This is a genomic window from Mesorhizobium sp. M1182 (genome assembly GCF_040318335.1).
In the GTDB taxonomy this organism is placed as follows: Bacteria; Pseudomonadota; Alphaproteobacteria; order Rhizobiales; family Rhizobiaceae; genus Mesorhizobium.
This window is the reverse complement of record NZ_JAMYMD010000006.1, coordinates 63,183-89,375: the sequence shown is the minus strand read 5'-3', so window position 1 is coordinate 89,375 and position 26,193 is coordinate 63,183. Positions and strand designations below refer to the sequence as shown.

Annotated in this window: 22 protein-coding genes; 10 read left to right on the top strand and 12 right to left on the bottom strand. The window is 63.3% G+C overall.

What is annotated here, in order from left to right; all coding sequences use genetic code 11:
- Positions 1 to 22: 22 nt before the first annotated feature.
- Together NKH33_RS10190 and NKH33_RS10185 are read right to left on the bottom strand one after the other, a co-directional pair.
- The gene (locus tag NKH33_RS10190) at positions 23 to 1,603 is read right to left on the bottom strand and encodes a 5-guanidino-2-oxopentanoate decarboxylase (protein WP_352540385.1); all 1,581 of its coding nucleotides are present in this window, start codon (positions 1,601 to 1,603) and stop codon (positions 23 to 25) included.
- A complete protein-coding gene (locus NKH33_RS10185) occupies positions 1,600 to 2,448 on the bottom strand; it encodes a dimethylarginine dimethylaminohydrolase family protein (RefSeq protein ID WP_352681569.1) in 849 nt (282 codons plus the stop codon). The genes NKH33_RS10190 and NKH33_RS10185 overlap by 4 nt, the downstream gene beginning before the upstream one ends.
- Before the next feature lie 218 nt (positions 2,449 to 2,666).
- On the opposite strand from NKH33_RS10185, the gene NKH33_RS10180 reads away from it, so the two are divergent.
- The 5 genes from NKH33_RS10180 to NKH33_RS10160 all read left to right on the top strand — a co-directional run bounded on the left by NKH33_RS10180 (position 2,667) and on the right by NKH33_RS10160 (position 7,115).
- Positions 2,667 to 3,476, top strand: coding sequence for an ABC transporter ATP-binding protein (locus NKH33_RS10180; protein ID WP_023676274.1), 810 nt, complete (start codon positions 2,667 to 2,669; stop codon positions 3,474 to 3,476).
- Between the two features lie 51 nt (positions 3,477 to 3,527).
- Entirely contained in the window at positions 3,528 to 4,322 is a 795-nt protein-coding gene (locus tag NKH33_RS10175; protein WP_352469896.1) for a transporter substrate-binding domain-containing protein, read from the top strand.
- 212 nt (positions 4,323 to 4,534) lie between these two features.
- A complete protein-coding gene (locus NKH33_RS10170) occupies positions 4,535 to 5,200 on the top strand; it encodes an ABC transporter permease (protein WP_352470177.1) in 666 nt (221 codons plus the stop codon).
- 14 nt (positions 5,201 to 5,214) lie between these two features.
- Entirely contained in the window at positions 5,215 to 6,021 is an 807-nt protein-coding gene (locus tag NKH33_RS10165; protein WP_352470176.1) for an ABC transporter permease, read from the top strand.
- A gap of 92 nt (positions 6,022 to 6,113) precedes the next feature.
- A complete protein-coding gene (locus NKH33_RS10160) occupies positions 6,114 to 7,115 on the top strand; it encodes an Ldh family oxidoreductase (protein WP_352540382.1) in 1,002 nt (333 codons plus the stop codon).
- A gap of 57 nt (positions 7,116 to 7,172) precedes the next feature.
- Here the strand turns inward: NKH33_RS10160 and NKH33_RS10155 are convergent, their stop codons facing one another.
- On the bottom strand, positions 7,173 to 7,445 hold the full coding sequence (locus tag NKH33_RS10155; RefSeq protein WP_352454720.1) for a hypothetical protein: 273 nt from the start codon (positions 7,443 to 7,445) through the stop codon (positions 7,173 to 7,175).
- Positions 7,446 to 7,688: 243 nt separating this feature from the next.
- Between NKH33_RS10155 and NKH33_RS10150 the strand changes: the two genes are divergently transcribed.
- The gene (locus NKH33_RS10150; protein ID WP_352767290.1) at positions 7,689 to 8,663 is read left to right on the top strand and encodes a complex I NDUFA9 subunit family protein; all 975 of its coding nucleotides are present in this window, start codon (positions 7,689 to 7,691) and stop codon (positions 8,661 to 8,663) included.
- Positions 8,664 to 8,684: 21 nt separating this feature from the next.
- Here NKH33_RS10150 and NKH33_RS10145 read toward each other — a convergent pair whose 3' ends face one another.
- Positions 8,685 to 10,058 (bottom strand): cytochrome P450, encoded by a 1,374-nt coding sequence (locus NKH33_RS10145; protein ID WP_352919249.1) that lies wholly within the window; start codon positions 10,056 to 10,058, stop codon positions 8,685 to 8,687.
- Positions 10,059 to 10,242: 184 nt separating this feature from the next.
- On the opposite strand from NKH33_RS10145, the gene NKH33_RS10140 reads away from it, so the two are divergent.
- From NKH33_RS10140 to NKH33_RS10125, 4 genes are all read left to right on the top strand, one after another.
- Entirely contained in the window at positions 10,243 to 10,812 is a 570-nt protein-coding gene (locus NKH33_RS10140; RefSeq protein WP_352469892.1) for an NADPH-dependent FMN reductase, read from the top strand.
- A 58-nt stretch (positions 10,813 to 10,870) separates the two neighbouring features.
- Positions 10,871 to 13,537 carry a caspase family protein gene (locus tag NKH33_RS10135; protein ID WP_352919247.1) on the top strand — a complete coding sequence of 889 codons (2,667 nt, stop codon included), beginning with the start codon at positions 10,871 to 10,873 and terminating at the stop codon, positions 13,535 to 13,537.
- 146 nt (positions 13,538 to 13,683) lie between these two features.
- On the top strand, positions 13,684 to 16,155 hold the full coding sequence (gene gyrB, locus NKH33_RS10130) for a DNA topoisomerase (ATP-hydrolyzing) subunit B (RefSeq protein WP_352578576.1): 2,472 nt from the start codon (positions 13,684 to 13,686) through the stop codon (positions 16,153 to 16,155).
- Between the two features lie 245 nt (positions 16,156 to 16,400).
- The gene (locus tag NKH33_RS10125) at positions 16,401 to 17,318 is read left to right on the top strand and encodes a hypothetical protein (RefSeq protein ID WP_352919244.1); all 918 of its coding nucleotides are present in this window, start codon (positions 16,401 to 16,403) and stop codon (positions 17,316 to 17,318) included.
- Positions 17,319 to 17,417: 99 nt separating this feature from the next.
- Here NKH33_RS10125 and NKH33_RS10120 read toward each other — a convergent pair whose 3' ends face one another.
- From NKH33_RS10120 to NKH33_RS10085, 8 genes are all read right to left on the bottom strand, one after another.
- Positions 17,418 to 18,938 (bottom strand): hypothetical protein, encoded by a 1,521-nt coding sequence (locus tag NKH33_RS10120; RefSeq protein WP_352919241.1) that lies wholly within the window; start codon positions 18,936 to 18,938, stop codon positions 17,418 to 17,420.
- 92 nt (positions 18,939 to 19,030) lie between these two features.
- On the bottom strand, positions 19,031 to 20,428 hold the full coding sequence (locus NKH33_RS10115; protein ID WP_352919238.1) for an NAD(P)(+) transhydrogenase (Re/Si-specific) subunit beta: 1,398 nt from the start codon (positions 20,426 to 20,428) through the stop codon (positions 19,031 to 19,033).
- 6 nt (positions 20,429 to 20,434) lie between these two features.
- Entirely contained in the window at positions 20,435 to 20,857 is a 423-nt protein-coding gene (locus NKH33_RS10110) for an NAD(P) transhydrogenase subunit alpha part 2 (protein WP_036238371.1), read from the bottom strand.
- Entirely contained in the window at positions 20,857 to 22,131 is a 1,275-nt protein-coding gene (locus NKH33_RS10105; RefSeq protein ID WP_352767303.1) for a Re/Si-specific NAD(P)(+) transhydrogenase subunit alpha, read from the bottom strand. Before NKH33_RS10105 ends, NKH33_RS10110 begins: the two co-directional genes overlap by 1 nt.
- A gap of 81 nt (positions 22,132 to 22,212) precedes the next feature.
- Positions 22,213 to 22,437: an aa3-type cytochrome c oxidase subunit IV gene (locus tag NKH33_RS10100; protein ID WP_023676259.1), complete on the bottom strand. Its 225-nt coding sequence runs from the start codon at positions 22,435 to 22,437 to the stop codon at positions 22,213 to 22,215.
- A 173-nt stretch (positions 22,438 to 22,610) separates the two neighbouring features.
- Positions 22,611 to 22,760 carry a DUF3096 domain-containing protein gene (locus NKH33_RS10095; protein WP_013528205.1) on the bottom strand — a complete coding sequence of 50 codons (150 nt, stop codon included), beginning with the start codon at positions 22,758 to 22,760 and terminating at the stop codon, positions 22,611 to 22,613.
- Positions 22,761 to 22,879: 119 nt separating this feature from the next.
- Positions 22,880 to 23,662, bottom strand: coding sequence for an N-acyl amino acid synthase FeeM domain-containing protein (locus NKH33_RS10090; RefSeq protein ID WP_352919235.1), 783 nt, complete (start codon positions 23,660 to 23,662; stop codon positions 22,880 to 22,882).
- A 150-nt stretch (positions 23,663 to 23,812) separates the two neighbouring features.
- On the bottom strand, positions 23,813 to 26,134 hold the full coding sequence (locus NKH33_RS10085) for a putative bifunctional diguanylate cyclase/phosphodiesterase (RefSeq protein ID WP_352452207.1): 2,322 nt from the start codon (positions 26,132 to 26,134) through the stop codon (positions 23,813 to 23,815).
- Between the last annotated feature and the right edge of the window lie 59 nt (positions 26,135 to 26,193).

Sequence of the window (26,193 nt, the reverse complement as noted above, 5' to 3'; positions counted from 1 at the left end):
GAAGGTCGCGCCTTTCGCGCGATCACTCAACCGAAATCTCGATGACGTAAGGTCGTCCAGTCGCCCGCGCGCGCCCAAGCGCGTCCGCCAAGCCGCCGGTGCCGGAAATCCGCTCGGCGGCAATGCCGTACGCTTCGGCCAATTTGCAGAAATCCGGCGGTGCCGGGGAGACGCCGACCGGCTCGACGCCGACGTCGAGCATCGAGGTTTCGATCTCGCGGTAGCCACGATTGTTCCAGACGGCGAAGATCACCGGCGCCGCCGCGTCGAGCGCGGCGCCCAGTTCCGGCAGGGTGAACTGGAAGCCGCCGTCGCCGGTGAGGCAAACGACCGGCGCCTCAGGCCTGGCAAGGACGGCACCGATCGCCGCCGGCGGGCCATAGCCAAGCGCGCCGAAGCCGGTGGCGGCGTTGAACCAGCCGCCCGGCCGGTCGTGATCGTAATAGAGGTTAGCGGCGTAGACCGGCTGGGTCGAATCGCCGACGATGATCGCGCCAGGCAGCGCATCGCGGATCGTCTCGACGGCGCGCAATTGCGCCTGCATAGCCGGGCCGATCTCGGCAAAGGCCGCTTGCCGCGTCGCGGCGGCGCGAGCGGCGCCGTCGACCGATTGCGCCTGGCCCGTGCCGAGTTCGGCACGCAGCGCCTCGAGCGCTGCACCGCAATCGGCCTGGATCGAAATCCGAGCCGGCCGGCGGGCAAGCTGGTCGGCGCCGATGTCGATGCGGATCAGATTGGCAGGCAGGACAAAACCGCCGTTGCCATAGCCATCATAGTCGGTCGGACCGAATTCGGTGCCAGCGGCAATGACCAGGTCGGCGCCGGCCATCAGCGCACGCACCGCCTTCAGGCTGGGGCTGGCCGGCACGCCAAGCGGATGGCGATAGAGCAGGCCGCGCGCATTGGCAGTCTGGACGACCGGCGCTCCCAACCTCTCGGCCAGGCGCTGCAACGGCGCTTCGGCAGCTTTGGCGCCGCCGCCGGCAAGGATAAGCGGCCGGCGGGCAGACGCGCATAGCCTTGCCGCCTCGGCAATCGCCGCTACATCCGGCTCGGGCGGCGCTGAATTCCGCAGCAGCGGCACGATGCCGTTGGCCGGCATGGTCATGACATCGGTCGGGATCTCAATATGCACGGGACCCGGACGCGAGGATGAGAACAGCGCAAAGGCGCGGGCGAGCACGCCGGGCAGTTCGCCGGCCTCGGTGACACGGTGCGAAAACAGCGCCACCTTCTCCATCATGCCGCGCTGGTCCGGCAGTTCATGCAGATGGCCAAGGCCTTTGCCCAGCGTCGGCGTGGCGTTGACGCCCGAGATCACCAGCATCGGCACCGAATCGGCGCGCGCCTGACCCATGGCGGTGATGGTGTTGGTCAGCCCCGGCCCGGTGATGACGAAGGCGATACCCGGCCTGCCGCTGGCGCGCGCATAGCCGTCAGCCATGAAGCCGGCGCCCTGCTCGTGGCGCGGCGTGACGTGACGGATCTTCGATCGCGCAAGCCCGCGATAGAGCTCGACCGTGTGTACGCCGGGAATGCCGAAGACGGTGTCGACGCCGTGCGCTTCGAGCAAGGTGATGAGCGCTTCGCCGATGGTCGTCATTGTCTTAACACCGGGCGCGTGAGGCAGGTAGGGCCGCCCTCGCAGGCAATGCACAGCGCATCGGCCTCGAATGTCGAGACCGTACAGCCGGCGGCTTGCATGGCAGCCGCCGTCTTCGGAAAACCGGCAACGGCGATAACCTGGCGCGGCGCGGTCGGCAGCACGTTGAGGCTGAGCCCATTCGAGGCGAAGAATTCGTCGGCGTCGCCCTCGACCAGCCGAATGGCGCGTTCGCGCAGCATCTGGTGGAAGGCGACCGGCAGGAGGGGCGCATAGACCAGCGCCAGATCGTCTGCGAGCGGGCTGATCACCGACATCAGGTGCAGGCAGGCCTCCTCGCCCTGCCAGAGCGGCAGGTCGAAGCCATAGACCTGGATGCCCTTGGGTGAAAGCAGGTTGGAGAGCTGCTGGATGCCGTGCTGATTGGTGCGCACGCCGCGGCCGATGGCCAGCGTGTTTGCATCCACCCACACACAGTCGCCGCCCTCGACCTGGCCGGGAGCCTCGATTCGGCCGAGGACGGGGATGCCCATGCGCCCATAGGCTGCCTCGTGGAGGCTGGGCTCGGGCCGGCGCAGCGCCTTGCCCATGGCAAGGATGACCGCGCCATGATCGGTCATCAGCGAGGGATCGTGGGTAAAAACCGAATCGGCAAGCCCGTCGTCGGCGTCACTCAGCCACTCGATTTCGGCGCCTGAGGCCGAAATCAGCCTGGCCAGCGCATCATGCTGGACCGCCGCTTTTTGCGGATTGAAGCCGGGGCCATAGTGCCACTCCAGCGCTTCGGCCCGACGCATGGCGCCGGCAGCGGAGCGCATCAGCACGCGCTGCAGCGTCCCGGCCATCGACTGCGACCCGTATGCTTTGCCCACTAAATTCTCCTGAAACGCGCCCCTCCTGCCAATAGCCACTCGGCAGGCGGTGATCAATGGTCCAAAAAACTGCGGTTGACGGAGACAAGCGGAACGGTCCATCTTGAGAATCGGAACGCTGTCCAGTGACGGGTAATGGGTAAAAAATTCCAGCAAGGACTGCCTCGGCTGCTCCGCGGGGCACCGCGACGATGACAGCGCCGGCCACTGCCCTGAAGCATACGGCGCAGAACGGCGCTGCCGAAGCCATCCACGTCGAGAACCTGCACAAGAATTTCGGCAAGCTGCATGTATTGAAGGGCGTTTCGCTGTCGGCGCGCGATGGCGAGGTGATCGCCATCATTGGCGGCAGCGGCTCGGGCAAATCGACGCTGCTGCGCTGCATCAACTGCCTGGAGAACCCGACCAGCGGCATTATCCGGGTCAATGGCGAAGAGATAAAGCTGAAGGCCGACAGCTACGGCCACACCGTGCCCGCAGACCGCAAGCAGATCGAACGCATCCGCTCCAAGCTTGGCATGGTCTTCCAGAACTTCAATCTGTGGAGCCACATGACGTTGATCGAGAACGTCATCGAGGTTCCCGTGCATGTGCTCGGCGTCAAGCGCGATGTGGCGATCGGCGAGGCGGAAAAATTGCTCGCCCGCGTTGGCTTGGCCGAAAAACGCGACGTCTATCCTGCCTATCTGTCGGGCGGCCAACAGCAGCGCGCCGCGATCGCCAGGGCGCTGGCCATCAATCCGCGCGTCATGCTGTTCGATGAGCCGACTTCGGCGCTCGACCCGGAACTCGTCGGCGAGGTGCTGAAGGTGATCGGCGACCTGGCGCGCGAAGGCCGCACCATGGTGCTGGTCACCCATGAGATGAAGTTTGCCCGCGAGGTCGCGACGCACGTCGTTTACCTCCATAACGGGCTGGTCGAGGAAGAAGGGCCGCCGGAACAGATCTTCGGCGCACCAAAATCCGAAAGGCTGAAGCAGTTCATCCGCAACATCAGTTAAACTGTGGGCGGACGAAAACCGGGAACAACAACAAAACTGGGAGTCATGACGATGAAGATTATTCTCAAGACCTTTGCCGCAGCGCTGCTGGTTGGCGTTGCCGCCATGGGCGTGGCCAAGGCCGATCCGGTCAAGATCGGTGTCGCTGCCGAGCCCTATCCGCCGTTCACCTCGCCGGATGCTTCCGGCAAATGGGTCGGTTGGGAAATCGAATTCATCGACGCTGTCTGCGCCGAAGAGAAGCTCGACTGCGTCATCACGCCGGTCGCCTGGGACGGCATCATCCCGGCGTTGACGACCAAGAAGATCGACGTCATCGCCAGCTCGATGTCGATCACCGACGAACGCAAGAAGACGATCGACTTCTCCGACAAATATTACAACACCCCGACTGCGATCATCGGGCCGAAGGACCAGAAGTTCGGCTCGACACCGGAGGACCTCAAGGGCAAGATCATCGGCGTCCAGGTCTCGACCGTACACGCCGACTACGCCAAGAAGCACTTCGCCGACGCGGCGGAAATCAAGGAATACCAGACCCAGGACGAGGCCAACCAGGATCTTGCCGCCGGCCGGGTCGACGCGGTGCAGGCCGATTCCATCGCCCTCGACGCCTTCCTGAAATCGGACCAGGGCAAGCAATGCTGCGATCTGAAAGGCATGGTCGCGCCGGATCTGGCCATTCTCGGGCCCGGCGTCGGCGCCGGCGTCCGCAAGGAAGACACCGAGTTGAAGGAAAAGATCAACGCCGGTATCAAGGCCATCCGCGCCAACGGCAAATATGACGAGATTTCGAAGAAGTACTTCGACTTTGATATTTACGGCTCCGACACGCAGTCGAACTGACGGCCTCATCCATGAGCGATTAACCACGCGGCCCCGATAGAGCCGCGTGGTTGGTCGAAATCCATCGACGCGAGCTTCCGCGGGCGGAAATCGCCGGCGGTTTTAGCGCCAGCAATTCGAGGGCGACGCTGATCGACGCATTTGTTCCGGCTTGGGCCGCCTCTGCCATCGCGCTTCTCTCGCCCGTGCCGCCGGGCTGGGGTGGAACGCTCATCGTCGGGCTGCTCCATACGATCGAGATTGCGGTCGGCGCCACCTGTCTCGGCCTTTTGATCGGCATCGGCGGCGCCTCCGGCAAGCTGTATGGTGGTCCGGTGGTGCGCGATCTCCTGGCAGTCTATACGACCGTCGTGCGCGCCGTGCCGGAGCTGGTGCTGATCCTTCTGCTCTATTACGCCGGCACCGACCTGATCAATCAGATGCTGACGGCAACGGGCTATCAGCGTATGGACATTAGCGGGCTGGCGGCCGGCATTGCCGTGCTCGGCTTCGTCCAGGGCGCCTATTCGACCGAGGTGATCCGCGGCGCGATCCTCGCCATTCCGCAGGGCCAGATCGAAGCCGCGCGCGCCTATGGCATGTCTCCCGGCCTGCTGCTGCGGCGCATCACGCTGCCGGCGATGCTGCCGTTCGCCATACCCGGCCTTGCCAATCTCTGGCTGATCGCCACCAAGGACACAGCCCTGCTGGCGGTCGTCGGCTTTTTCGAGCTGACATTGGCGACACGGCAGGCGGCCGGCGTGACCAAAGCCTATCTGACATTCTTTATCGCCGCCGGGGCGATCTACCTTCTGTTGACGCTGGTTTCGAATCTGATCATCGGCCGCATCGAGACATGGGCCCGCCGCGGCATGCCGTCGCTCAAGGAGGCCCGGTGATGGCTGGCCCGGCGATGACTGGCGAAGCGGCCGTCGAGATAGCCGCACGCGCTTCGCTGTGGCTGAAGCCGCATCGTATCGCGCTGATCCTGATCGCGCTGGGGCTGGTTTTGGCGGCGGCCGTCTTCATGCGCTGGGACTGGCTGCCGAAATATTACGGGATGGGACTGCTCGGCATCTGGCGCGCGCTGTGGATTCTTGCCGTCACCTGCACGCTGGGCTTCCTGCTCGCCATGCCGCTCGGACTGGCACAAGCCGCAGGCTCTTTCTGGTTCGCGGCGCCCGCCAAGGCCTTCTGCACGGTCATCAGGGGAACGCCGCTGCTGCTGCAGCTCTGGTTGCTCTATTACGGGCTGGGCTCGCTGTTTCCACAATATCCATGGATTCGCGAGTCCTGGATGTGGCCCTATCTGAGGCAGGCATGGCCCTATGGCGTGCTCGGGCTGACGCTGTCCTTCGCCGGCTATGAGGGCGAGGTGATGCGAGGCGCTTTTGCCGGCGTACCGAAAGGCCAATTGGAAGCCGCCCGCGCCTTCGGCATGAGCCGCTGGAGGATTTTCCGGCGAATCTGGCTGCCGCAGGCCTTCTACCGCGCGCTGCCGACACTGACGGGCGAAATCGTGCTGCAGCTGAAATCGACGCCGCTGGTGGCGACCATCAGCGTGATCGACATATTCGCCGTCTCTTCAAAGGTGCGTCAGGATACCTACCTCACCTATGAACCCTTGCTGCTCCTGGCGTTGATCTATATGGCGATCACCGGCATTCTCGTCTTCACCCTGGGCAAGATCGAGGCGCGGATTCCGAACAAGATCGGTTAGCGAATAGGGAGTAGTGAATAGCGAATAGTTTTGCTGATTTCCCTACTCGCTACTCCCTATTCGCTACTCGCTGAAATTTCAGGGCAGCTACGATGCAACTCAGTCTCGACCAGGCGACAGGGCTGTGCCGGATGGCCGCACTTGGCGCTGGCGCCAACGAAGAGGCGGCGCAGTCGCTGGCTGCCTCGATCGTCGCGGCCGAGGCGGAAGGACTGTCGACCGTTGGGCTGTCGCACTTCATCGATTATCTCGAAGCGCTGGAAGCCGGCCGCATCGACGGCAACGCCGATCCGGTGATCACCAGGCCGGCGCTCGCGGTCTATCTCTCCGATGCGCGCGGCGGACTGGCGCATACCGGTTTCGACCGCACGATCGATGAACTCGCCAAGGCGGCGCGGCTGTTCGGCGTCGCGATTTTTTCGCAGAAGAATGCCTATACGTGCGGCGCGCTCGGCTATTTCACCGGAAGGCTGGCCGCGCAGGGATTGGTGTCGTTCGCCGCCACCAACGGCCCGGCCGTGCTTGCCGGCTCGGGCTCGGTCAAGCCGGTCTACTGCACCAACCCGATGTCCTTTGCGGCACCCGCCGCGGACGGGGCGGCGCTGGTCATCGACCAATCGTCGAGCGCCACCGCCTTCGTCAACATCCGCAAGGCGGCCGAGGACGGCAAGAAGATACCCGAAGGCTGGGCACTGGATGCGAGCGGCAATCCGACCACGGACCCGGCAGCTGCAATGAAGGGCGCCATGCTTGCCTTCGGCGGCCAGCGCGGCGCCAACATCGCGCTGATGGTCGAGGTGCTGGCTGCGGGCCTGTCGGGCGCCAACTGGTCGCTCGATGCGCCATGGTTCAGCGGCGGGCCGGACAGTCCGGGGACCGGCCTGTTCGTGCTTGCCGTCGAGCCCAAGCTGCTCGATCCGGACTTCGAAAAGCGGATGAAGGATCAACTCGACCGGCTGCGGCGGCGCTATGGCGTGCATGTGCCGGGGCGTGCCCGGGCCGAGGCCGCGGAGAAGGCGGCCGCGCGCGGCATAAGCGCGCCGAAAGCCGTGGTGCAGCGCATTTCCGAATTCGCCGCCCGCTATTCGTCCTGAAGAAATTCGTTTGTCCGATGAGCGGCTGAGAACGCCTGCCGATCCGGCAGCGCGAGCCTACTTCCCGCAATAATGATCGTTGATGACGTTCGCCGCATTCGCGTCCGGCCCTACCCTGTTGTAGGAGCAGGGTTCGGCGGCCGTCGTGAACAGGTGGTTGTCATAGTAGCGCGGGCCACCGAACAGAATGTCGATGATGTTGCCGTTGGCCGGAACGTAGCGTTCGGGTTGAGCTTGGTGGTGATGCCGGTTTGCCGCGAATGCCGAGGCACCAATGCTGCAGCCTGTTGCGAAAGCCAGAGCGAAGATCGCAACGCGTTTTGTCGTCATCGGCAATATCCTCCATTCGGAATCAAATCATACATCCTAAAATCGCCGGCCGGAACAAAGGTTCCTGTCCCGAATGGAGTTACCCTAAAGCCCGGCGTCGGCGGGTTTTCTGCCGTTTCCAACGGATACTGGAAATCATGCTTCAACAATGCCGGGCGACCGATGGTCGCCCTTTGCCTTTGGCGCGAAACCGACTATGAAACGGCTTCAACCAAGCCATCTGGATAGCCGCCGGAGCCAGCCATGACCGAAATCCTGCAGACCCCAAAGCTCGTCGTCGTGTTCGGCGGCTCCGGCTTTGTCGGTCGTCATGTCGTGCGGGCGCTGGCCAAGCGCGGCTACCGCATCCGGGTCGCCTGCCGCCGGCCCGATCTCGCCGGCCACCTGCAGCCGCTCGGCAATGTCGGGCAGATCCAGCCGGTGCAAGCCAATGTCCGGGTGCGCTGGTCGGTCGACCGCGCCGTGCAAGGCGCGGACCATGTCGTCAATCTGGTGGCGATCGCGCATGAGGCCGGCCGGCAGAAATTCACTGCCGTCCACGAGTTCGGCGCGCGGGCTGTCGCTGAAGCGGCGCGCGCCGTCGGCGCCGGCCTCACCCATATCTCGGCTCTGGGTGCGGATCTCCACGCGCAATCGGACTACGCGCGTACCAAGGCGCTCGGCGAAAAGGCCGTTCTTGAGACGGTCCAGGACGCCGTGATCTTTCGGCCATCGATCAATTTCGGGCCGGAGGACGGTTTCTTCAACCGCTTTGCAAACATGGCTCGCTTTTCCCCAGTGCTGCCGCTGATCGGCGGCGGGCAGACGAAATTCCAGCCGGTCTATGTCGGCGACGTCGCCGAAGCGGTGGCACACTCGGTCGACGGCAAGGTCCAGGGCGGCCGGATCTATGAACTCGGCGGGCCGCAGGTGCTTAGCTTCAAGGAATGCATGCAAGAGCTGCTTGTCATCATCGAACGCAAGCGGTTTTTGCTGCCCGTGCCATGGTGGCTGGCGAACTTCCAGGCATCAATTCTCGGGCTGCTGCCCAATCCGTTGTTGACCAAGGACCAGGTCCTGCTGTTGCGCCAGCACAATGTGGTGTCGGATGCCGCCGTCAAGGACAACAGGACGCTCGCCGGCCTCGGTATCCAGCCGCGGTCGATCGGAACCATCCTGCCCAGCTATCTCTGGCGCTACCGCGCCGCCGGCCAGTTCCAACGCAAGACCGCCGCATAACACGAACGGACGTCGGGTTGCCTACGCCGCGCGCCTGGTAACCTGCATAGGCAGCCCGCCTTGCGGCTGCGTCGTCAGCTTCTGCACCGGCCAGGGGCGGGTTTGCGCGGTGGTATCGAAACGATAGCGCGACAGCATGATCGCCAACGCGATGATTGCCTCCTGCATGGCAAAGCTGGCGCCGATGCAGACGCGAGGCCCGGCGCCGAACGGCAAATACTGGAAACGGTCGATCTTCTCGCGGTTTCCCGGATGGAAGCGTTCCGGCATGAAGGCGTCGGGCCTGTCCCACAGCTTGCGATGGCGGTGGACGACCCACGGCATCACCAGCACCGCGGCACGTCGCGGTATGTAGAGGCCGTTCCAGGTTTCGGGCTCGATCGGTTCGCGGTTGATCGATGGCGCCGGCGGATAGAGCCTGAGCGCCTCGTCGAAGGCGGCGCGGGTGAGCGGCATGGCGTCGAGCCATTTCGTCGGGTCGGGCTCACGCGCCAACACCGCATCGATCTCGTGCTCGATCTTTTCGCGCTCCCACGGCGCTTCGGCAAGGCAGTAGAGCGTCCAGCCGAGCGCCCTGGCCGTAGTCTCGTGGCCGGCACCGATGAAGGTGATGATGTTGTCCTCGACCTCGGCCCGGGTCAGCCCGCCCGGTCCCTCAGCCTTCAACAGCAGCGTGAGAAAATCCTGCGGCACGGTGTCCGGAGCGCGCCTCAGCCGCGCCTCGCGCATCTGCACCGTGTCGGTGACGATCTTGCGGAAGTAGGCCATGGTCTTGCGGCCGCGGATGCGGGTCAGGCGCGGCAGCCAGTCGGGCGCACGCAAAAGGTCGAGCGGATCGACCCGGCCCATCGTCTCGAACAGGCGATCGATCTCCTTGGCGAAGCTACCGGGCTCGCCCGATATCTCGCCCGAAAACAGCGTCTCGGCCAGGATATCGAAGGTGAGCAGCGTCATGTCGTGGGCGATATCCGACGTGCCACCTTGCTCGTAACGGGTGACGAATTCGAGCGTGCGTGTCAGCATCGGCTCGGCGAAGCCGAAGATGTGGCGCGGCGTGAACACCGGCGCCATCGCCTTGCGCGAACGCCGCCACACTTCGCCCTCGGCGGTCAGCAGCCCGTCGCGCAAGATCGGCCGCAGGATCAACTGGCGCACCGTGGCCATCTTGTAGTTCTTGGCGTTGTCGACAAGCACATGGCGGATGAGGCCGGGATCGTTGGCGATGACCAGCGGTCCCCCGACGCCGTTCACCGAAATCCAGGGCTCGTTGTAGGTCGCCTCACCCCACAGTTCGAGCGGATTGCGGTAGACGATGCGGATCATCTCCAGCGTTGAAGGCGGCGCGGTGCGCGGCTTCGGCGCCGGCGGGACGAAGGGGACGGGCTGACTGTCCATGGCTTGCTCCGCTGACACCTCAATGTAGTGGCGGGCAAGGCAGGCGTCCATGTGACTGGACGACAAGGCGAAGCATCCGCTCTCTGGAATGTGACCGGGGCACCGGAAAGTGCCTGCTTGCTGTGTCGGGCTGCGTGTCTTAGGTGGCAGCACCACAGATGCCACTAACCGGCGGGAGCCTGCCTTGAAGCACCAGTTGAACGTCATCATCGGCAGCACGCGGCCGGGCCGCGCCGGGCCGGTTTTCGCAAATTGGCTGGAGAGCTTTGCGCGCGAGCACGGGAAATTCGAGCCGGTGCTCACCGACATCGCCGCCTTCAATTTGCCGGTGCTGGACGAGCCGCATCATCCGAGGCTCGCCAAATACGAAAACAGCCACACGAAAGCGTGGTCGAAGGCAATCGACGCCGCCGACGCATTCGTCTTCGTGGCGCCGGAGTACAATTATTTCACCGCTCCCGCGATCGTCAACGCGGTCGACTACCTGCTCAGGGAATGGCGATACAAGCCGGCCGCCATCCTCAGCTACGGCGGTGTCTCCGGCGGTTTGCGAGCGGCGCAGGCGGTCAAACCGTTGCTGACCGCCGTCGGTGTCATGCCGATTCCGGAAGGCGTGGCGCTGCCGATGTACCAGAAGCTGCTCGACGAGACCGGCGCCTTCCTGCCCAGCGAGCAGGTGCTCGGCGGGGCCAGGACCATGCTGGACGAGCTGTTCCGCTGGAGCGAAGCGCTGAGGCCGATGCGCGCCAGCTAACAACGCGAACGGCCGAACTGGCCGATGCCATAACTTGCTCATGCCATAAAGAGATGGAATGCTCCGGCAAATGACCGGGCCGGGGCGGTTCGATTTGCGTTTTCTGTTTGCCTTGCTGCTGATCCTCTCGACGGCCTCCGCTGCAATGGCGGAGCGGCGCGCTGCGCTGGTCATCGCCGAGAACGACTACCGGCTGATCCGGCCGCTCGCCAATCCCGTCAATGACGGCGAGATCATGGAAACGGTGCTGAGGAAGCTCGGTTTCGAGGTCTTCCTCGAAACCAACCGCGACCTGCGGCGCATGCGCCGGGCGCTTGACGATTTCCGCGAGGATGCCAAAGGCGCCGACGTGGCACTGGTGTTCTTCTCCGGCCACGGCGTCGAGATAGCCGGCGAGAATCGGCTCCTGCCGGTCGATGCAGACGCGTCGTCGCTCGCTACGCTGGAAAGGACCAGCCTGCCGCTGGAGGAGATCCGCGCGACCGTCGCCGCCACCAGCAAGGTCGGACTGATCGTGCTCGATGCCTGCCGCAGCGATCCGTTTGCGGCTACGGGCGGCGAAGGCCGCGGCGCAACGGCGCTGGTAAAAGAGGTCAGCGACAAGGTCCGGCCGGGTCTTGGCCGCATCGGGCGGGCAGAAAACATTCTGTTTGCTTTCTCGGCGGCGCCCGGCGAGACCGCCGCGGATGGGACCGGCCAGAATTCGCCGTTCACCGCGGCGTTGACGAAATATCTCGGCACCGAAGGTCTCGAGATCCGCTCCGTGCTGACGCTCGTGCAGCAGGAGGTCTACGACCTCTCGCGCGGTAAGCAATTGCCCTATGTCGAGAGCGGCCTGCCGCAGCTGTTCTTTGCCGCCTCGGCCAAGGAGAAATTGCCGGAACGCGAACGCCTGTTGCTGGCCATGGCCGAGGTGACGCCTCAGATGCGCGGCGAAGTGGAGAAGATCGCCAGCGACGCCGACATGCCGCTGGCACCGCTCTATGGCGCGTTGATCAGTTCCGATGCCGGCCACCTCTCCGCGGACAGTCTGAACGCCAGGCTGCGTGAGGCAGCCGACGCCTTCGTCAAGGTGCGGAGCGAAATGCAGACGCTTGGATCCGACGATCTCAGAGTGTCGGCGTTGCGCCGGCAGGCCGAAGAGCAGCTTTCGCTGGGAGCGTTCGATGCGGCTCGGAAAAAGCTCGCCGAGGCAGCCGAGATCGACAGTGTCTCTCGCAACGCTTTGAAGGCCAATTTCGTCAGCCGCACGCTCTCCGAGGCCGCAACGCGCTATTTGTCCGGCGGGGCGGCGCGCGCCGACCTCGACTACGCCACAGCCATCAAGGACTATGAGTCCGTGCTCGCGCTTTATGACGAAGCCGGACAGGTGGTGCTGTCGCTCGACGACGCCGACCGCTTGATCCGCACGCTGGACGAGCTCGGCAAGCTGTATACCACGGTCGGCAATATCGATGCGGCTGGCCGTGCCTTCGAGGCGCTGCAAGCCGATCTCGAGCGGCGGTCGCATCATGAAACCGATCTCAACGTGAAGCGCGACTTCGCCGTCAGCCACGTCAAGCTCGGCAACGTGCGGATGGCGCAAGGCAATCTGCCGTCAGCGCTGCAGAATTATGAGACCGCCAAGACCATTCTGCAGGGCCTGACCGAGGCAGAACCGGACAATCTGGAGTGGTTCGGCGACCTCGCCATGGCCGACGACAAGATCGGCAACGTATTGGCGACGCAAGGCGATCTGGCCGGCGCCGCAGAGGTCTACCAGGAAAGCCTGTCGATCAAGAAACAGCTCGCCGCCGGAGAGCCGGACCGTGCCGAACTGCAGCGCGACCTGACCATCACCTACGATGAGATCGGTCACCTTGCCCATATCGCAGGCCAACTGGACAACGCACAGGCGGCCTATGAAGAGAGCCTGAAGGTGCGGCTGGCGCTGGCGGCGGACAAACCGGGAGACGCCGACCGGCAGCGTGACGTCTCGGTCAGCCACGATACGATAGGCGACCTGCTGCGCGAACGCGGCGACGCCGCCGGGGCGCTGGCGGCCTACAAGGAAGGTCTGGCGATCGTCAAGCAACTGGCGAAACGCGATCCGGACGACACCGAGTTGAAGCGCGACCTGTCGGTCGGCAACGCCAAGATCGGCAATGCGCTCAGCGACCAGCAGAATTGGCCGGCGGCACTTTCGGCTTATCGTGAGGCACTTTCGCAGGCCAGCGTGCTCGCCGCCGGCGACCCGAACAACACCGAATGGCAGCGCGACCTGTCCGTGTGCATCGAGAAAGTCGCCGGCATCCTGGCGATACAGGGCGACCACAAAGGCGCGCTGAAAGCCTATCTGGACAGCTACGCGATTGCGCAGAGGCTGGCCAAGCTCGATCCCGCCAATTCCGACTGGCAGCGGGACTTGTCGATAACGCTGTCCGAAGTCGCCACGCTGCGCCTCAGGCAGCGCGACGTCAGGGGCGCCCGGCAAGCCCTTCAGGACAGCCTGGCCATTCGCGAGAAACTTGCCCGGTCCGATCCGGACAACGCCACCTGGCAGCGCGACCTGGTGGTCGCCTATATCGACTACGCCCAAGTCGCAAAGGACCCGAAGGCTGTGCTTTCCAAGGCGCTCGACATGACGCTCGAGCTCGCCCGGAGCGGGCGGTTGGCACCGCGCCACAAGTTCATGATCAAGTTTTTACGTGAGCGGCTGGCCAGGATCGAAGCCAGGCGCCGATAGCCGGCTCACGCGATGGTCATTCCGTTCCGAAATGCCTGCAAACCTTGGAAAAACCGCCTTTTGCGCCTATATCTACGACATTAGAAATGCGCGATTCGAAGCCGATTTTTCGCGCTCTGCACACGGCATCAATCAGACAGGTTTTCATGAGCGACCAGACCGACATCGCCAACGGCGTTGAAGCCGAATACGGCGCCGATTCCATCAAGGTTTTGAAGGGCTTGGATGCCGTTCGCAAGCGGCCGGGCATGTATATCGGCGATACCGACGACGGCTCGGGCCTGCACCACATGGTCTATGAGGTGGTCGACAACGCCATCGACGAAGCACTGGCCGGCCATGCCGACCTGGTGACGGTGACGCTCAATCCGGACGGATCGGTGACGGTCATCGACAATGGCCGCGGCATTCCGACCGATATCCACACCGGCGAAGGCATTTCAGCGGCCGAAGTGATCATGACGCAGCTGCATGCCGGCGGCAAGTTCGACCAGAACTCCTACAAGGTCTCAGGCGGCCTGCACGGCGTCGGCGTGTCGGTCGTCAACGCCCTGTCGGCCTGGCTGAAACTGAAGATCCGCCGCAACGGCCAGATCTACGAGATGAGTTTCACGCATGGCAATGCCGACGCGCCGCTGCGCATCACCGGCAGTTATGAACAAGACAAGGTCCCCGGCACCTATGAAGGGCGCAGCGGCAGCGAAATCACGTTTTTGCCGTCGTCCGAGACTTTCACCATGGTCGAATTCGACTACGGTACGCTGGAGCATCGGCTGCGCGAGCTCGCCTTCCTGAACTCCGGCGTGCGCATCGTTTTGACCGATGCCCGCCATGCCGACATCATGCGCCATGAACTGCACTACGATGGCGGGCTGGAAGAGTTCGTCCGATATCTCGACCGGACGAAGAAGCCGTTGCTCGACAAGCCGATCTCGATCCGCGCCGAGCGCGACGGCATCACGGTTGAAGTCGCCATGTGGTGGAATGACAGCTACCACGAGAACGTGCTGGCCTTCACCAACAACATCCCGCAACGCGACGGCGGCACGCATCTGGCAGGCTTCCGCGGTGCGCTGACGCGCCAGATAACCGGCTATGGCGACTCCTCGGGCCTGACCAAGAAGGAAAAAGTGGCGCTGATCGGCGATGATTGCCGCGAAGGGCTGACCGCGGTGCTGTCGGTCAAGGTTCCCGACCCGAAATTCTCCTCGCAGACCAAGGACAAGCTGGTGTCGTCCGAGGTCCGCCCGGTGGTCGAAGGGCTTGTCAACGAAGCGCTCGGCACCTGGCTCGAGGAGCACCCGACCGAGGGCAAGGCGGTCATCGAGAAGGTCATCCAGGCCGCTGCCGCGCGCGAAGCCGCGCGCAAGGCACGCGACATCACCCGCAAGAGTTCGCTCGGCGTCACCTCGCTGCCCGGCAAGCTGGCCGATTGCCAGGAGCGCGATCCGGCGAAATCCGAGATCTTTATCGTCGAGGGCGACAGCGCCGGCGGCTCGGCCAAGGGCGGCCGTTCGCGCCAGAACCAGGCCATTCTTCCGCTGCGCGGCAAGATCCTCAATGTCGAGCGCGCCCGCTTCGACCGCATGCTCGGCTCCGACATGATCGGCACGCTGATCACCGCGCTCGGCACCTCGATCGGCAAGGACGAGTTCAACGCCGACAAGCTGCGCTACCACAAGATCATCCTGATGACCGACGCCGATGTCGACGGCGCCCACATCCGCACCTTGCTGCTGACCTTCTTCTTCCGGCAGATGCCGGAACTGATCGAACGCGGGCATCTCTACATCGCGCAGCCGCCGCTCTACAAGGTGACGCGCGGGAAGAGCTCGCAATACATCAAGGACGAAGCCGCCTTCGAGGAATTCCTGATCGGCTCCGGGCTGGAAGAAGCGTCGCTTGCGCTCAGCACAGGCGAGGTGCGGGCTGGACAGGACCTGCGCAGCGCCATCGACGACGCCTTGGCTGTCCGCCAGCTCATCAACGGATTGCACACGCGCTATAACAGAGGCGTGGTCGAGCAGGCAGCGATTGCCGGCGCGCTCAACCCGGAGATCTTCACCGACCTCCGCCGCGCCAACGAAACGGCCGAGCGTGTTGCCCGTCGTCTCGACATTATCGCCGAGGACACCGAGCGCGGCTGGATCGGCCGCATGTCGACCTCGAACGAGGGCATTGGCGGCTATGTCTTCGAGCGAACGGTGCGCAGCGTCAAGGAGTTCGCGCATCTCGACCTGGCATTGATCAATTCCGCCGACGCACGCCAGCTCGACCGCTATGCGCCGCGCCTGGCGGAAATCTACGGCGAGCCGCCGGTGCTGCGCCGCAAGGATGTCTCGGAAACCATTTCGGGGCCGCTGGCACTGCTCAATGCCGTGTTTGCCACCGGCCGCAAGGGCCTGACCATGCAGCGCTACAAGGGCCTTGGCGAAATGAACGCCGAGCAGCTCTGGGAAACGACGCTCGACCCGAATGTGCGCTCGCTGTTACAGGTCAAGGTCAATGACGCGACTGATGCGGACAGCTTGTTTTCACGGCTGATGGGCGACGAGGTCGAGCCAAGGCGCGAATTCATCCAGGAAAACGCGCTGTCGGTTGCCAATCTGGACATCTGAGCCGCCATCCAGATACCCAGCCAGCAGGCATGAAGTGTATTGGTGCGCCTTGGCGCACCAATACGACTGCTGCAACGCAACAAAGATCACCAGGACCGCCGGAACGGAAAGGCTTTCAAGGCATTGTAGTTGATCACAATCGCCGCAGGAGGCATCCATGGGACGTGGCATTTTGCTCTGGCTTCTCGGAGTCCCAATTCCGATCATTATTCTGATCATGCTGTTCGCACGGTAGGGAGGCTTCGATGCAGTCCACCGTAACAGCTGTCGACGTTTCCGCCCCGACGGAATCCGCTTCCACTGCTGTCAGCTGGGGGCCAATCGTCGCCGGCGCCTTTGCTGCGTCAACGCTTACCTTTATCTTGATGCTGCTCGGCTCCGGGCTTGGGCTGAGCATGGTGTCGCCATGGTCAGGCTCGGGTGCGTCAGTCACCACTTTCGCCGTTTCCACCGCCGTCTGGCTGATCGTCGTGCAGTGGCTGTCGTCGGCCCTGGGCGGCTACCTCGCCGGACGCCTGCGCACCAAATGGGTCGGCATCCACACCGATGAAGTCTTCTTCCGCGATACCGCTCACGGCTTCCTGGCCTGGGCGCTGGCGACGCTGCTCGTCGCCGGCGTGCTCGGCACGGCGCTTTCGGCCGCGATAGGTACCGGTGTCCAGGCTGCTTCGACTGTGGCATCGGGCGCGGCAATGGGCGCTTCGGCAGGTGCTGCTGCAAACGCGGGTAGCGCCTCGACTGACAACGCCACATCGTATTTCGTCGATACGCTGTTCCGCCCGGCCGATCCGGCAAGGCTCGCTGCCGCCAATCCGGAGAGCGACGCTGCGGCAACGGCGCAGGCATCGCGCATTCTAATCGCGAGTGCCGCAGCAGGCGAAATATCGGCCGACGACAAGACCTATCTGTCGCGGCTGGTGGCCGCCCGCACAGGCCTGTCCGAAGCGGATGCCACCGCTCGCGTCGATACGGTAATCGCCAGATCGCAGGACGCCAAGGTCAAGGCCCAGCACGCGGCCGACACCGCCAGAAAGGCAGGCGCCACCTTCTCGCTGATTGGCGCGCTGTCGCTGGTCGTCGGGGCCTTCATTGCCAGCGCGGCTGCAGCACTTGGCGGCAGGCAGCGCGACGACGAGGAAGCGATTTTCCTAACCAATCGTTGATCGGTGACTAAGCGAACTCGGTCCGCTTCGGAAAGATTACGCCCGAAGGGGACCTTGCTTTGAACTGCCGCCGCGGCATTGTCGTGCGCTGCTCGCCGCCTACAGCTCAGCTTCCAGTTTGCGGCCGAGATCGACCGCATCGCGCAGCACGGCAAGGTGCGAGCGCGGCTGTACGCCGGCCGGCGCGTTGACCTCGACGCCGCTCGCCGTCAGCGACCAGTAGAGCCTGTGCGTGAAGACGCGGCCGCCCGAGCCGCGCAGCTCGACCTGGATGTTTTCCACGCCGGGACCAAAATTTTCCGTCATCCGCCCTGAAATCGGGTCGCCGGTCAGCCAGCCATTGCCCCTGTCGAAAATATTGGTCCAGCGCGTCGCGGCAAACACCGCGCCATGATGCACCGCCCGCTGCGGCTTGCCGGAATGGCTGCGCCCTTCCTGGTAGAGCATGGTCCCGCCCGCCGCCCTGTCGGCGATCGGCGGGCATGCCGAAAACAGGCGCTCGGCGATGCCGCGCCTGAATTCGGCGAGGTTGTAAGTCACCAGAAACTCGCTGTGGGTCAGCGGACTGCCGAGCGTGACGAAATCGCTGATCTTCCACGGCAGCGGATGATCGGCGTCGCCGACGCGAAGCTGCCGGTAGAGCTCCCATTGGCTGCGCCGGAATGCGGGGAGGTCATCGAGGCTGTCGGGCCACGCGGAGGCATCGGCGGCCAGCGTCGCCTTGTCGACGGCGTGGATCGCCTTCAGCCTCGCTTTGTCGCGAATGGCTTCCAACTTTCTAGGCCTGAAATCGGCCCACAATATCTGCAACAGATCATAGGCGATGATCGACCCGAGGCTGTGCGAGACCAGCACGATGCGGTCATAGGCATCGTCCATCATGAGACGCTTCAGCAGCTTGAGGCCACGCTCGCGGACCAGTGCCCGCTTCTCGACCGTTGCCGCTTCGGCCCGCACATAGGCGGCGACGTCGCCGAAATGAGGCAAGCCAAACTGGTCCACCGACCAGATGACGAACGATGCCAGAACCGTGACAAGCACACCGGTCGTCCAGGAGATGTAGCCTTGCCAGGTCGACGTTGCGAGCGCCAGCGCCGCGCCGAGGACGACGATGGTGGCCAAAAGCGTGACGACATAGAGTTTGAGCACATCGCGCGGAATATCGGCCGGCTTGCGCCAGAGCAGGGTCGTCACCCAGGCAGCAAGGCGGCTTCGGGTCGTGCCCTGGGTGATGTCGGCCCAGTACAGCTCGTAGAAATCGGTGCGGCGGCCATCGACATCATAGGGCGTGGTGATCCGGCGGAGTTCGTGCGAATTGGTCCGGCTGTCGGGCGTGATCCAGCTCTGGTTGATCTTGGCACCCATCGGGTCGGCCGGATCGGGGACATGGGCATAGAACGGTGCACGGGCCGGATCGTGGCTCCATACGGCCTGGACAAACTCCCTCAACGTGTCCATGGGCCGCTGCTCGCCCATGCCGTGCACGACCACCACCGCCTGGCTGCGCTTGCGTGGCGCCTTCTCTGCTGCGGTCAGATCGGCGGCCGGCAATGCAGCAGAACCAGGGTCGGGCACCAGCACCTCCACGATGACGCCGTTAGCAAGACGACGGGTCGGCATCGTAGCTTCAGAACCGGTAGCAGCCAAGAAAAAGCCCGGTGCGGAGCCGGGCTGTATTCGACGATCGGCAGTGAGTTGGCAGCGACGCCGTTTCAGTGATCCATCGCTTTGACGATCTCCTCGGTCATCTTCTTGGCGTCGCCGAGCAGCATCATGGTGCCGTCCTTGTAGAACAGCGTGTTGTCGATGCCGGCATAGCCGGAGCCGAGCGAGCGCTTGACGAACAGGCAGGTGCGGGCCTTGTCGACATCGAGGATCGGCATGCCGTAGATCGGTGACGACTTGTCGTCACGGGCCGAGGGATTGGTGACGTCGTTGGCGCCGATGACATAGGCGACGTCGGCCTGCGCGAACTCAGAGTTGACGTCCTCCAGCTCGAACACTTCGTCATAAGGCACGTTGGCTTCGGCCAAGAGCACGTTCATGTGGCCGGGCATGCGGCCGGCAACCGGGTGGATGGCGTATTTGACGTCGACGCCGTTGGCCTTGAGCTTGTCGGCCATCTCGCGCAGCGCGTGCTGCGCCTGGGCGACGGCCATGCCGTAGCCCGGCACGATGATGACCTTTTGCGCATTCATCATCAGATAGGCGGCATCCTCGGCCGAGCCCTGCTTGACCGTGCGCTCGATGCCGTCATTGGCAATGGCTGATGTCTCGCCGCCGAAGCCGCCGAGGATGACCGAGATGAAGCTCCGGTTCATGCCTTTGCACATGATGTAAGACAGGATGGCGCCCGACGAGCCGACCAGCGCGCCGGTGATGATCAGCGCCAGATTGCCGAGCGTGAAGCCCAGGGCGGCGGCGGCCCAGCCCGAATAGGAATTCAGCATCGATACGACCACCGGCATATCGGCGCCACCAATCGGGATGATGAGAAGCACACCCAGCACCAGCGAGGCGGCAACGATCAGCCAGAACACCACCTTGGACTCGGCGGTGACGAGCAGCACGATCAGCACGATCAGCGCAATGCCCAGGGCCGCGTTGATGAAGTGGCGGCCACCGATCATGATCGGCTTGCCCGACATGCGGCCGTCGAGCTTCAAAAAGGCGATGACCGAGCCGGTGAAGGTGATGGCACCTATGGCAACGCCGAGGCTCATCTCGATCAGTGCCTGGGCATGAATATCGGCGACGGTGCCGATGCCGAAGCTTTCCGGTGCGTAGATGGCGGCGGCCGCCACCATGACCGCGGCAAGACCGACCAGCGAGTGGAAGGCGGCGACCAGCTGCGGCATCGAGGTCATGGCAATGCGCCGTGCCGTGACCGCACCGGCCGAGCCGCCTATCAGCAGCCCGAGCACTATGAGGCCGAAGCGCCCGGCCGAAGGGGTCGCCAGCGCCAGCGTCGTGGCGATGGCGATGCCCATGCCGATCATGCCGTACATGTTGCCCTGGCGGCTGGTGGTCGGATGCGACAGGCCGCGCAATGCCAGGATGAACAAGATGCCGGAGACCAGATAGAGAAAGGAGGCGAAGTTGGCGTTCATAGCGGCCTACTTTTCCTTCTTCTTGTACATGGCCAGCATGCGCTGGGTGACGAGGAAGCCGCCGAAGATGTTGACCGATACCAGCATCAGCGCAACGAAGCCGAAGCCGGTGGCAAGCCCTGAGGCCGAGATGCCGACGGCCAGCAGCGCGCCGACGACGATGACGGAGGAAATGGCGTTGGTGACCGCCATCAGCGGCGTGTGCAGTGCCGGCGTGACGGACCACACGACGTAGTAGCCGACGAAGATCGCCAGGACAAAGATGGCGAAGCGAAAGACGAAGGGATCGATGGCACCGCCGGACAGCGCGTGAGCGGCGTCACCCGCCGCCTCGGTGCCGGGCGCGGCCGCCAGGTTCTGCACCGCGAGCCGCACGGCAGCTGTCGCCTGGTCGAGCTGGTCGAGGGCTTTCTGCAGGGTCTGGTCCATCACGCGATCCCTCCGGTGGTCTTGGGCTTCCTCGAAGCGGCCGTTTTCTTCGCAGCCGGCTTCGCCGAAGCCTCGGCAACCATCGTCCTGGCCGGAATGGCCGGTGGCTCGACATATTGGCCCTTTGGCGGCTCCTGCTCAGCCTTTGCGAAAGCCGGATGCACGATCTTGCCAGCATCGGTCAGCATCGTCGCCTTGACCAGTTCGTCATCGTGATTGATGGCAAGCGTCTTCGCCGCCTTGTCGACCAGCGTCTCGAGGAAGGCATAGAGGTTCCTGGCATAGAGAAGCGAAGCGGAGGCGGCGACGCGACCGGGAACATTGAGATGGCCGACGATCTTTACCCCGTTGGCGGTGGTCACCACCTTGCCGGCTTCGGCGCCCTCGACATTGCCGCCGCGCTCGACCGCGAGGTCGACGATCACAGAGCCGGGTTTCATCGAGGCGACCATCGCCGCCGAGACCAGCTTCGGCGCCGGACGGCCGGGGATCAGCGCCGTGGTGATGACGATGTCCTGCTTGGCGATGTGCTCGGCGGTCAGCGCCGCCTGCTTGGCCTGGTATTCCTTCGACATTTCCTTGGCGTAGCCGCCGGCCGTCTCGGCCGCCTTGAACTCCTCGTCCTCGACGGCCAGGAATTTTGCGCCGAGCGAGGCGACCTGCTCCTTGGCGGCCGGGCGCACGTCGGTGGCGGTGACCACGGCGCCGAGGCGGCGCGCGGTGGCGATGGCCTGCAGACCGGCGACGCCGACGCCCATGACGAACGCCTTCGCTGCCGGTACGGTGCCGGCCGCCGTCATCATCATCGGTAACGCCCGGTCATATTCGGCAGCCGCGTCGATCACCGCCTGATAGCCGGCGAGGTTGGCCTGGCTGGATAGAACGTCCATCGACTGGGCGCGGGTGATGCGCGGCATGAACTCCATGGAGAAGGCAGTAACACCGGCCCTGGCAAGGGCTGCGACGGCAGCATCGTTGCCGTAGGGATCCATGATCGCGATGACAGCGGCGCCGGACTTATAGCCCTTCAGCTCGGCGTCCGTGGGGCGGCGCACCTTCAGCACCACATCGGCCCTGGCTGCATCGCCGGCCTTGCCGATCGCGGCGCCCACCCGGGCGAACTCCTCGTCGGGAATGCGCGACGCTGTGCCGGCGCCGGTTTCGACAATCACGTCGAAACCCAGTGCCGCCAGCCGCTTCACCGTGTCGGGGGAGGCCCCGACGCGCGGCTCGTTTGCGTCGAGCTCACGAGGGATGAAAACCGTCTGTCCCACCGCATGATCCTTTCGGCCGGAACCCTGTTACCGCAAGACATCGACCGACCCCGGCGGCGCCTTCGACAAAGGTTGGAGGAGTTATCGGAGAATAAAGGCGCCGATGGCCAGGATCAGCACGAATAGGATAGTCCCCGAGAAGAAGCCGCCCACAAAGAAGCCGAACGCCATGGCAAGAAGCACGGCGGCGCAAAATAGCGACCCATATTTGGCCAGCATCACAAAGCCGGCATAGGTGCGGTCGTGCTCGGCATAGTCCATCTTCGCGCCTAGTTCGACAGGACCGGTCGGCGTGTGTTCAGCCATTGGAATACCCCTTCGAAGACATCTTTCAGGCACATAGCGAAAAGCCGCGTTAAGGGCAATGGCGCTATTGCCGCATCGCCGCAGCCAACAATCTCAAGCAAAACTTGAAATCGCTGCGCGGAGCGCGGCGATACCAATCACAATGGATGGCAGGTCCGCTATTGCCGATGTCGTTAGCCGGCGAGATGCGGGAACAGGCCGAGCAGGCCGACAACGATCAGATAAAGGGCGACGATATAGTTGAGCAGCCGCGGCATCACCAGGATCAGCACGCCTGCAATCAGCGAGATAAGCGGGGTAAGGGCGAGCGTGGAAATGGTCATATCGGTTCCTTTGATCGGATCGCTATCGAAGCGATGCTTGGCGGATGCCGGCCATGCCGACCTACCACCAGCACCCTTGCCCAGAACGCCGAAGCGACCGGAAGGCTCCATGGGCTCGTTCAGGCGGCTTCGCGAAAATACTTGGCGGTGGGCAGGATGGTCAGCGGCGCGAGTTCGCCGGCACCGGGCGTATCGAACAACATGCGCTGCTCCATTGGCGTCGAACGGAAGAACGGAAAGCGAGCGTAGGTTTCATTCTTGATCGCCAGGACATCGGCTTGATAAAGCAGCGCGAAACAGTTGATCACGCCGGCATAGGGCCGCGCATCGCCAATCGGTCGCGCCCGATAGATGCGCTTGTAGAAAGCCGCATGGTCCTCGCGGATCATGGATATGCAATAAGGCGCGCCGAAATGGAAGCAAGCCATGCCCGCAAGGCGCAGCGTCACATACGGGATCTGCGGGTAAAGCCGTGACCATTCGGCGTCCACGGCAAAACGGCTCGGGTCGATAAAGACTTCGCCGGCCGCCAGACGCGGCATCAACAAGTCCTTGTAGACGCTGAGCGCTGGTGATGTGGCGCTATCAGCGGACACGTTATGCAGGCGCATTGTGCTGACCAGCCGCCCCTCGATATAGATTCCGAACGTATGGCAATTGGGCAGTTCGTCAAACTCGTCATGGACCTGACGAGACGCATTCTCGGGCACCAGATCGTTCATCCGATAGGAATTGTAGCGCAGCCTGTAAATGTTTTCGAAGTCCTCGCCGCTTTCACAGCGTCGGTACTCCGTCCGGTCAAGCAGCGCATAAACATGTTGCGCGAAGCTGGACATGGTCTCGGACGCATCTTTCCCACCAGCGCCCGCCGCATGGCCGAGCGAACTCAACTGGGCACACATGAACTCTATTCCCCGCGATTACCGCCACCAGCCGACACTACGGACGGGTCATGAGATGTAAAGATGAAAATAAGTAGGAGCTCGTTTACCGCTCGTTAAGGTTAACAATTAATAAAATTATACTAAAATACGCGGGTTTTCAGCGCGAAGTCAGCGCCGCGGCGCCTTCCTTGCCGTCTGGATGTCCTTGGCAAAGGGCCAGACGGTGCTCGACATCGTCTCGATGCCGGACGCGCTGAGTGCCGACCCGAACAGAAAGCCCTGGACCAGGTCCGGCTTGACCTGCAATGCCAGGATCTTGAGCTGTTCGAAGGTCTCGACACCTTCGACGGTAACCGAAAGTCCCAGCGGCCGTGACAGGTTGACGATGCCCTTGAGCAATTCGAGCGACCGGCTGTTCTGAGTGACATCCATCAGGAACGAGCGGTCGATCTTGATTTTGTCGAGCGGCAGTTTGTGGAGATAGCTGAGGCTCGAATACCCGGTACCGAAATCGTCGAGCGCAATGCGCACGCCGAGCCGCTTCAACTCCTCGATATATTGGCGTGTCAGCGACTTGTCGTCGAGCAGCGCCGTCTCGGTGACCTCAATCTCCAGACGTCCGGCGGAGAGACCGGATTCAGCCAGCGCGTCGCGAACCTTCTGGATGACATCACGGTTGCGGAAATCCTTGGCCGAGAGATTGACCGACACGCTGGTCTGGGCCGGCCATTTGGCGCATTCCGTGCAGGCCGCATGCAGGACGAAGGTGCTGATGTCGGAAATAATCCCCATTTCCTCCGCCAGCGGAATAAAGATACCGGGGGAAATCGGCCCGAGATCGGGATGATCCCAGCGGCACAGCGCTTCGCAACTGGCGATACGCATCGTGCTCATCGCCACGATCGGCTGATAGACCACCCGCAATTCGTTGTTTTCCACGGCGCTGCGCAGGTCCGCCTTCATCAGCTGACGGCTGCGGAAGGCAGCATCCATGGAGGCCTCGAACAGCCGCCAACCGTTCTTGCCAAGCTCCTTGGCCTTGTAGAGTGCAAGGTCGGCTTTGACGATCATGGCGTCAACGTCGGTATCCTTGACCCGCGACAGCACCGCGCCGCCGGAGGCCTGGATGCGTAATCCGTGGCCGGCGACATCGACCTCGCCCTGTAGATTGACAAAGATCTCGTCAACCTGGCCGGTCAGGTGGCTTTCATCCTCGATGCGCTCGAAGAAGATCATGAACTCGTCGCCGCCGAAGCGGCTGACGGTGATGCCTGGCCCAGCGACTGCCGCCAGCCGCTCGGCAACGGCGTAGATCAATCCGTCGCCGACCGGATGGCCGAGCGTGTCGTTGACGCTCTTGAAATCATCGAGATCGAGCACCACCAGCCCGCAGAGACGCTCGGGATCCCCTGAGGCCATGGCTTCCACCACCAACTCGTGGAAGTAGGCGCGGTTGGGCAGGCCGGTGAGACTGTCGTAGCGCGCCATGAAGCGGATCTTGTCTTCCGCCTCGACCCGGGCGGTCACATCCTCGAAAGTGACGACGCCCAGTTCCTGGCTGCCTTCGCGCGCCGAAAATTCATAGTGCTGGCCGTTGGTGAGCGAGACCAGGACCTTGCGGTCGCGGCCCTCGCGCAACGCACGCGTCAGCTGGGCTTCGATGTAACGGCAATCTTTCGGCGCCAGCATGCCGCCTGCAGCGCCGCGCATCAGCAGACCGTGGATCGAGCGGCCTAGCAGCGCATCGGCCGATTTGAGCGACATCAGGTGCGCGGCTTCGGCATTGGCCACCGCCACCCGGCCGTCGGGACCAAGCATGACAAGGCCATGCGACATGGTGTTGAGCGCGCGGTTGAAACGCTGCGCGATGCGGTTCGCCTTCTTTTCCTCCGACAGGGCGGTAAACAGGACTTCGCGGACGATGTCGGCGAACCGTTTGATCGCAAACAGAAAAGGGGCCGACATCAGACCGAGGATGATGTGGTAGATATCGCCGCGCAGGATAAAGCCAAGCGATATGGGCCATGTGGTGGTTATGATAAAAATCATGACCATCCGCGGCGACCCATAATTGCGGCCGGCAATCGACGTGACCGATGCCAGAGTGACGCAGACAGAGGCTATTTCGGCATAGTTGTCGTGGCTGTCATTTGCCAGATAGATACTGACGAAACAGAACGCGCCAAGCATGAAACCATGCATCGAACCGAAAATTATGTAATCGTTTTCGCGATCATGGGCTTCTTCCCACGTCGTCGGGGAAGGAAGTCGCCCGTATTTTCGGATGTTGCGAAGGCGCAGAGTACCGACAATGATGAGCCCAGCGGCAACTAGAAGATACGCCAAGTCCATGGTCTTCCAATAGACCAGAATGACGAGGAGTGTCTGCGCAACAAGGCCGATCGACAGCGTGAACCCGTCGCGAAACAGCGTTTCCACGAACGGAATGTAAACGTCGACCGGAATCTCGTTTTTTCGTCTCAGATTCACGCCTGGATCCCAACCCTGGGGAACCCAGCAGTGTCACATTGGCCTTAAGAAAGGTTTAG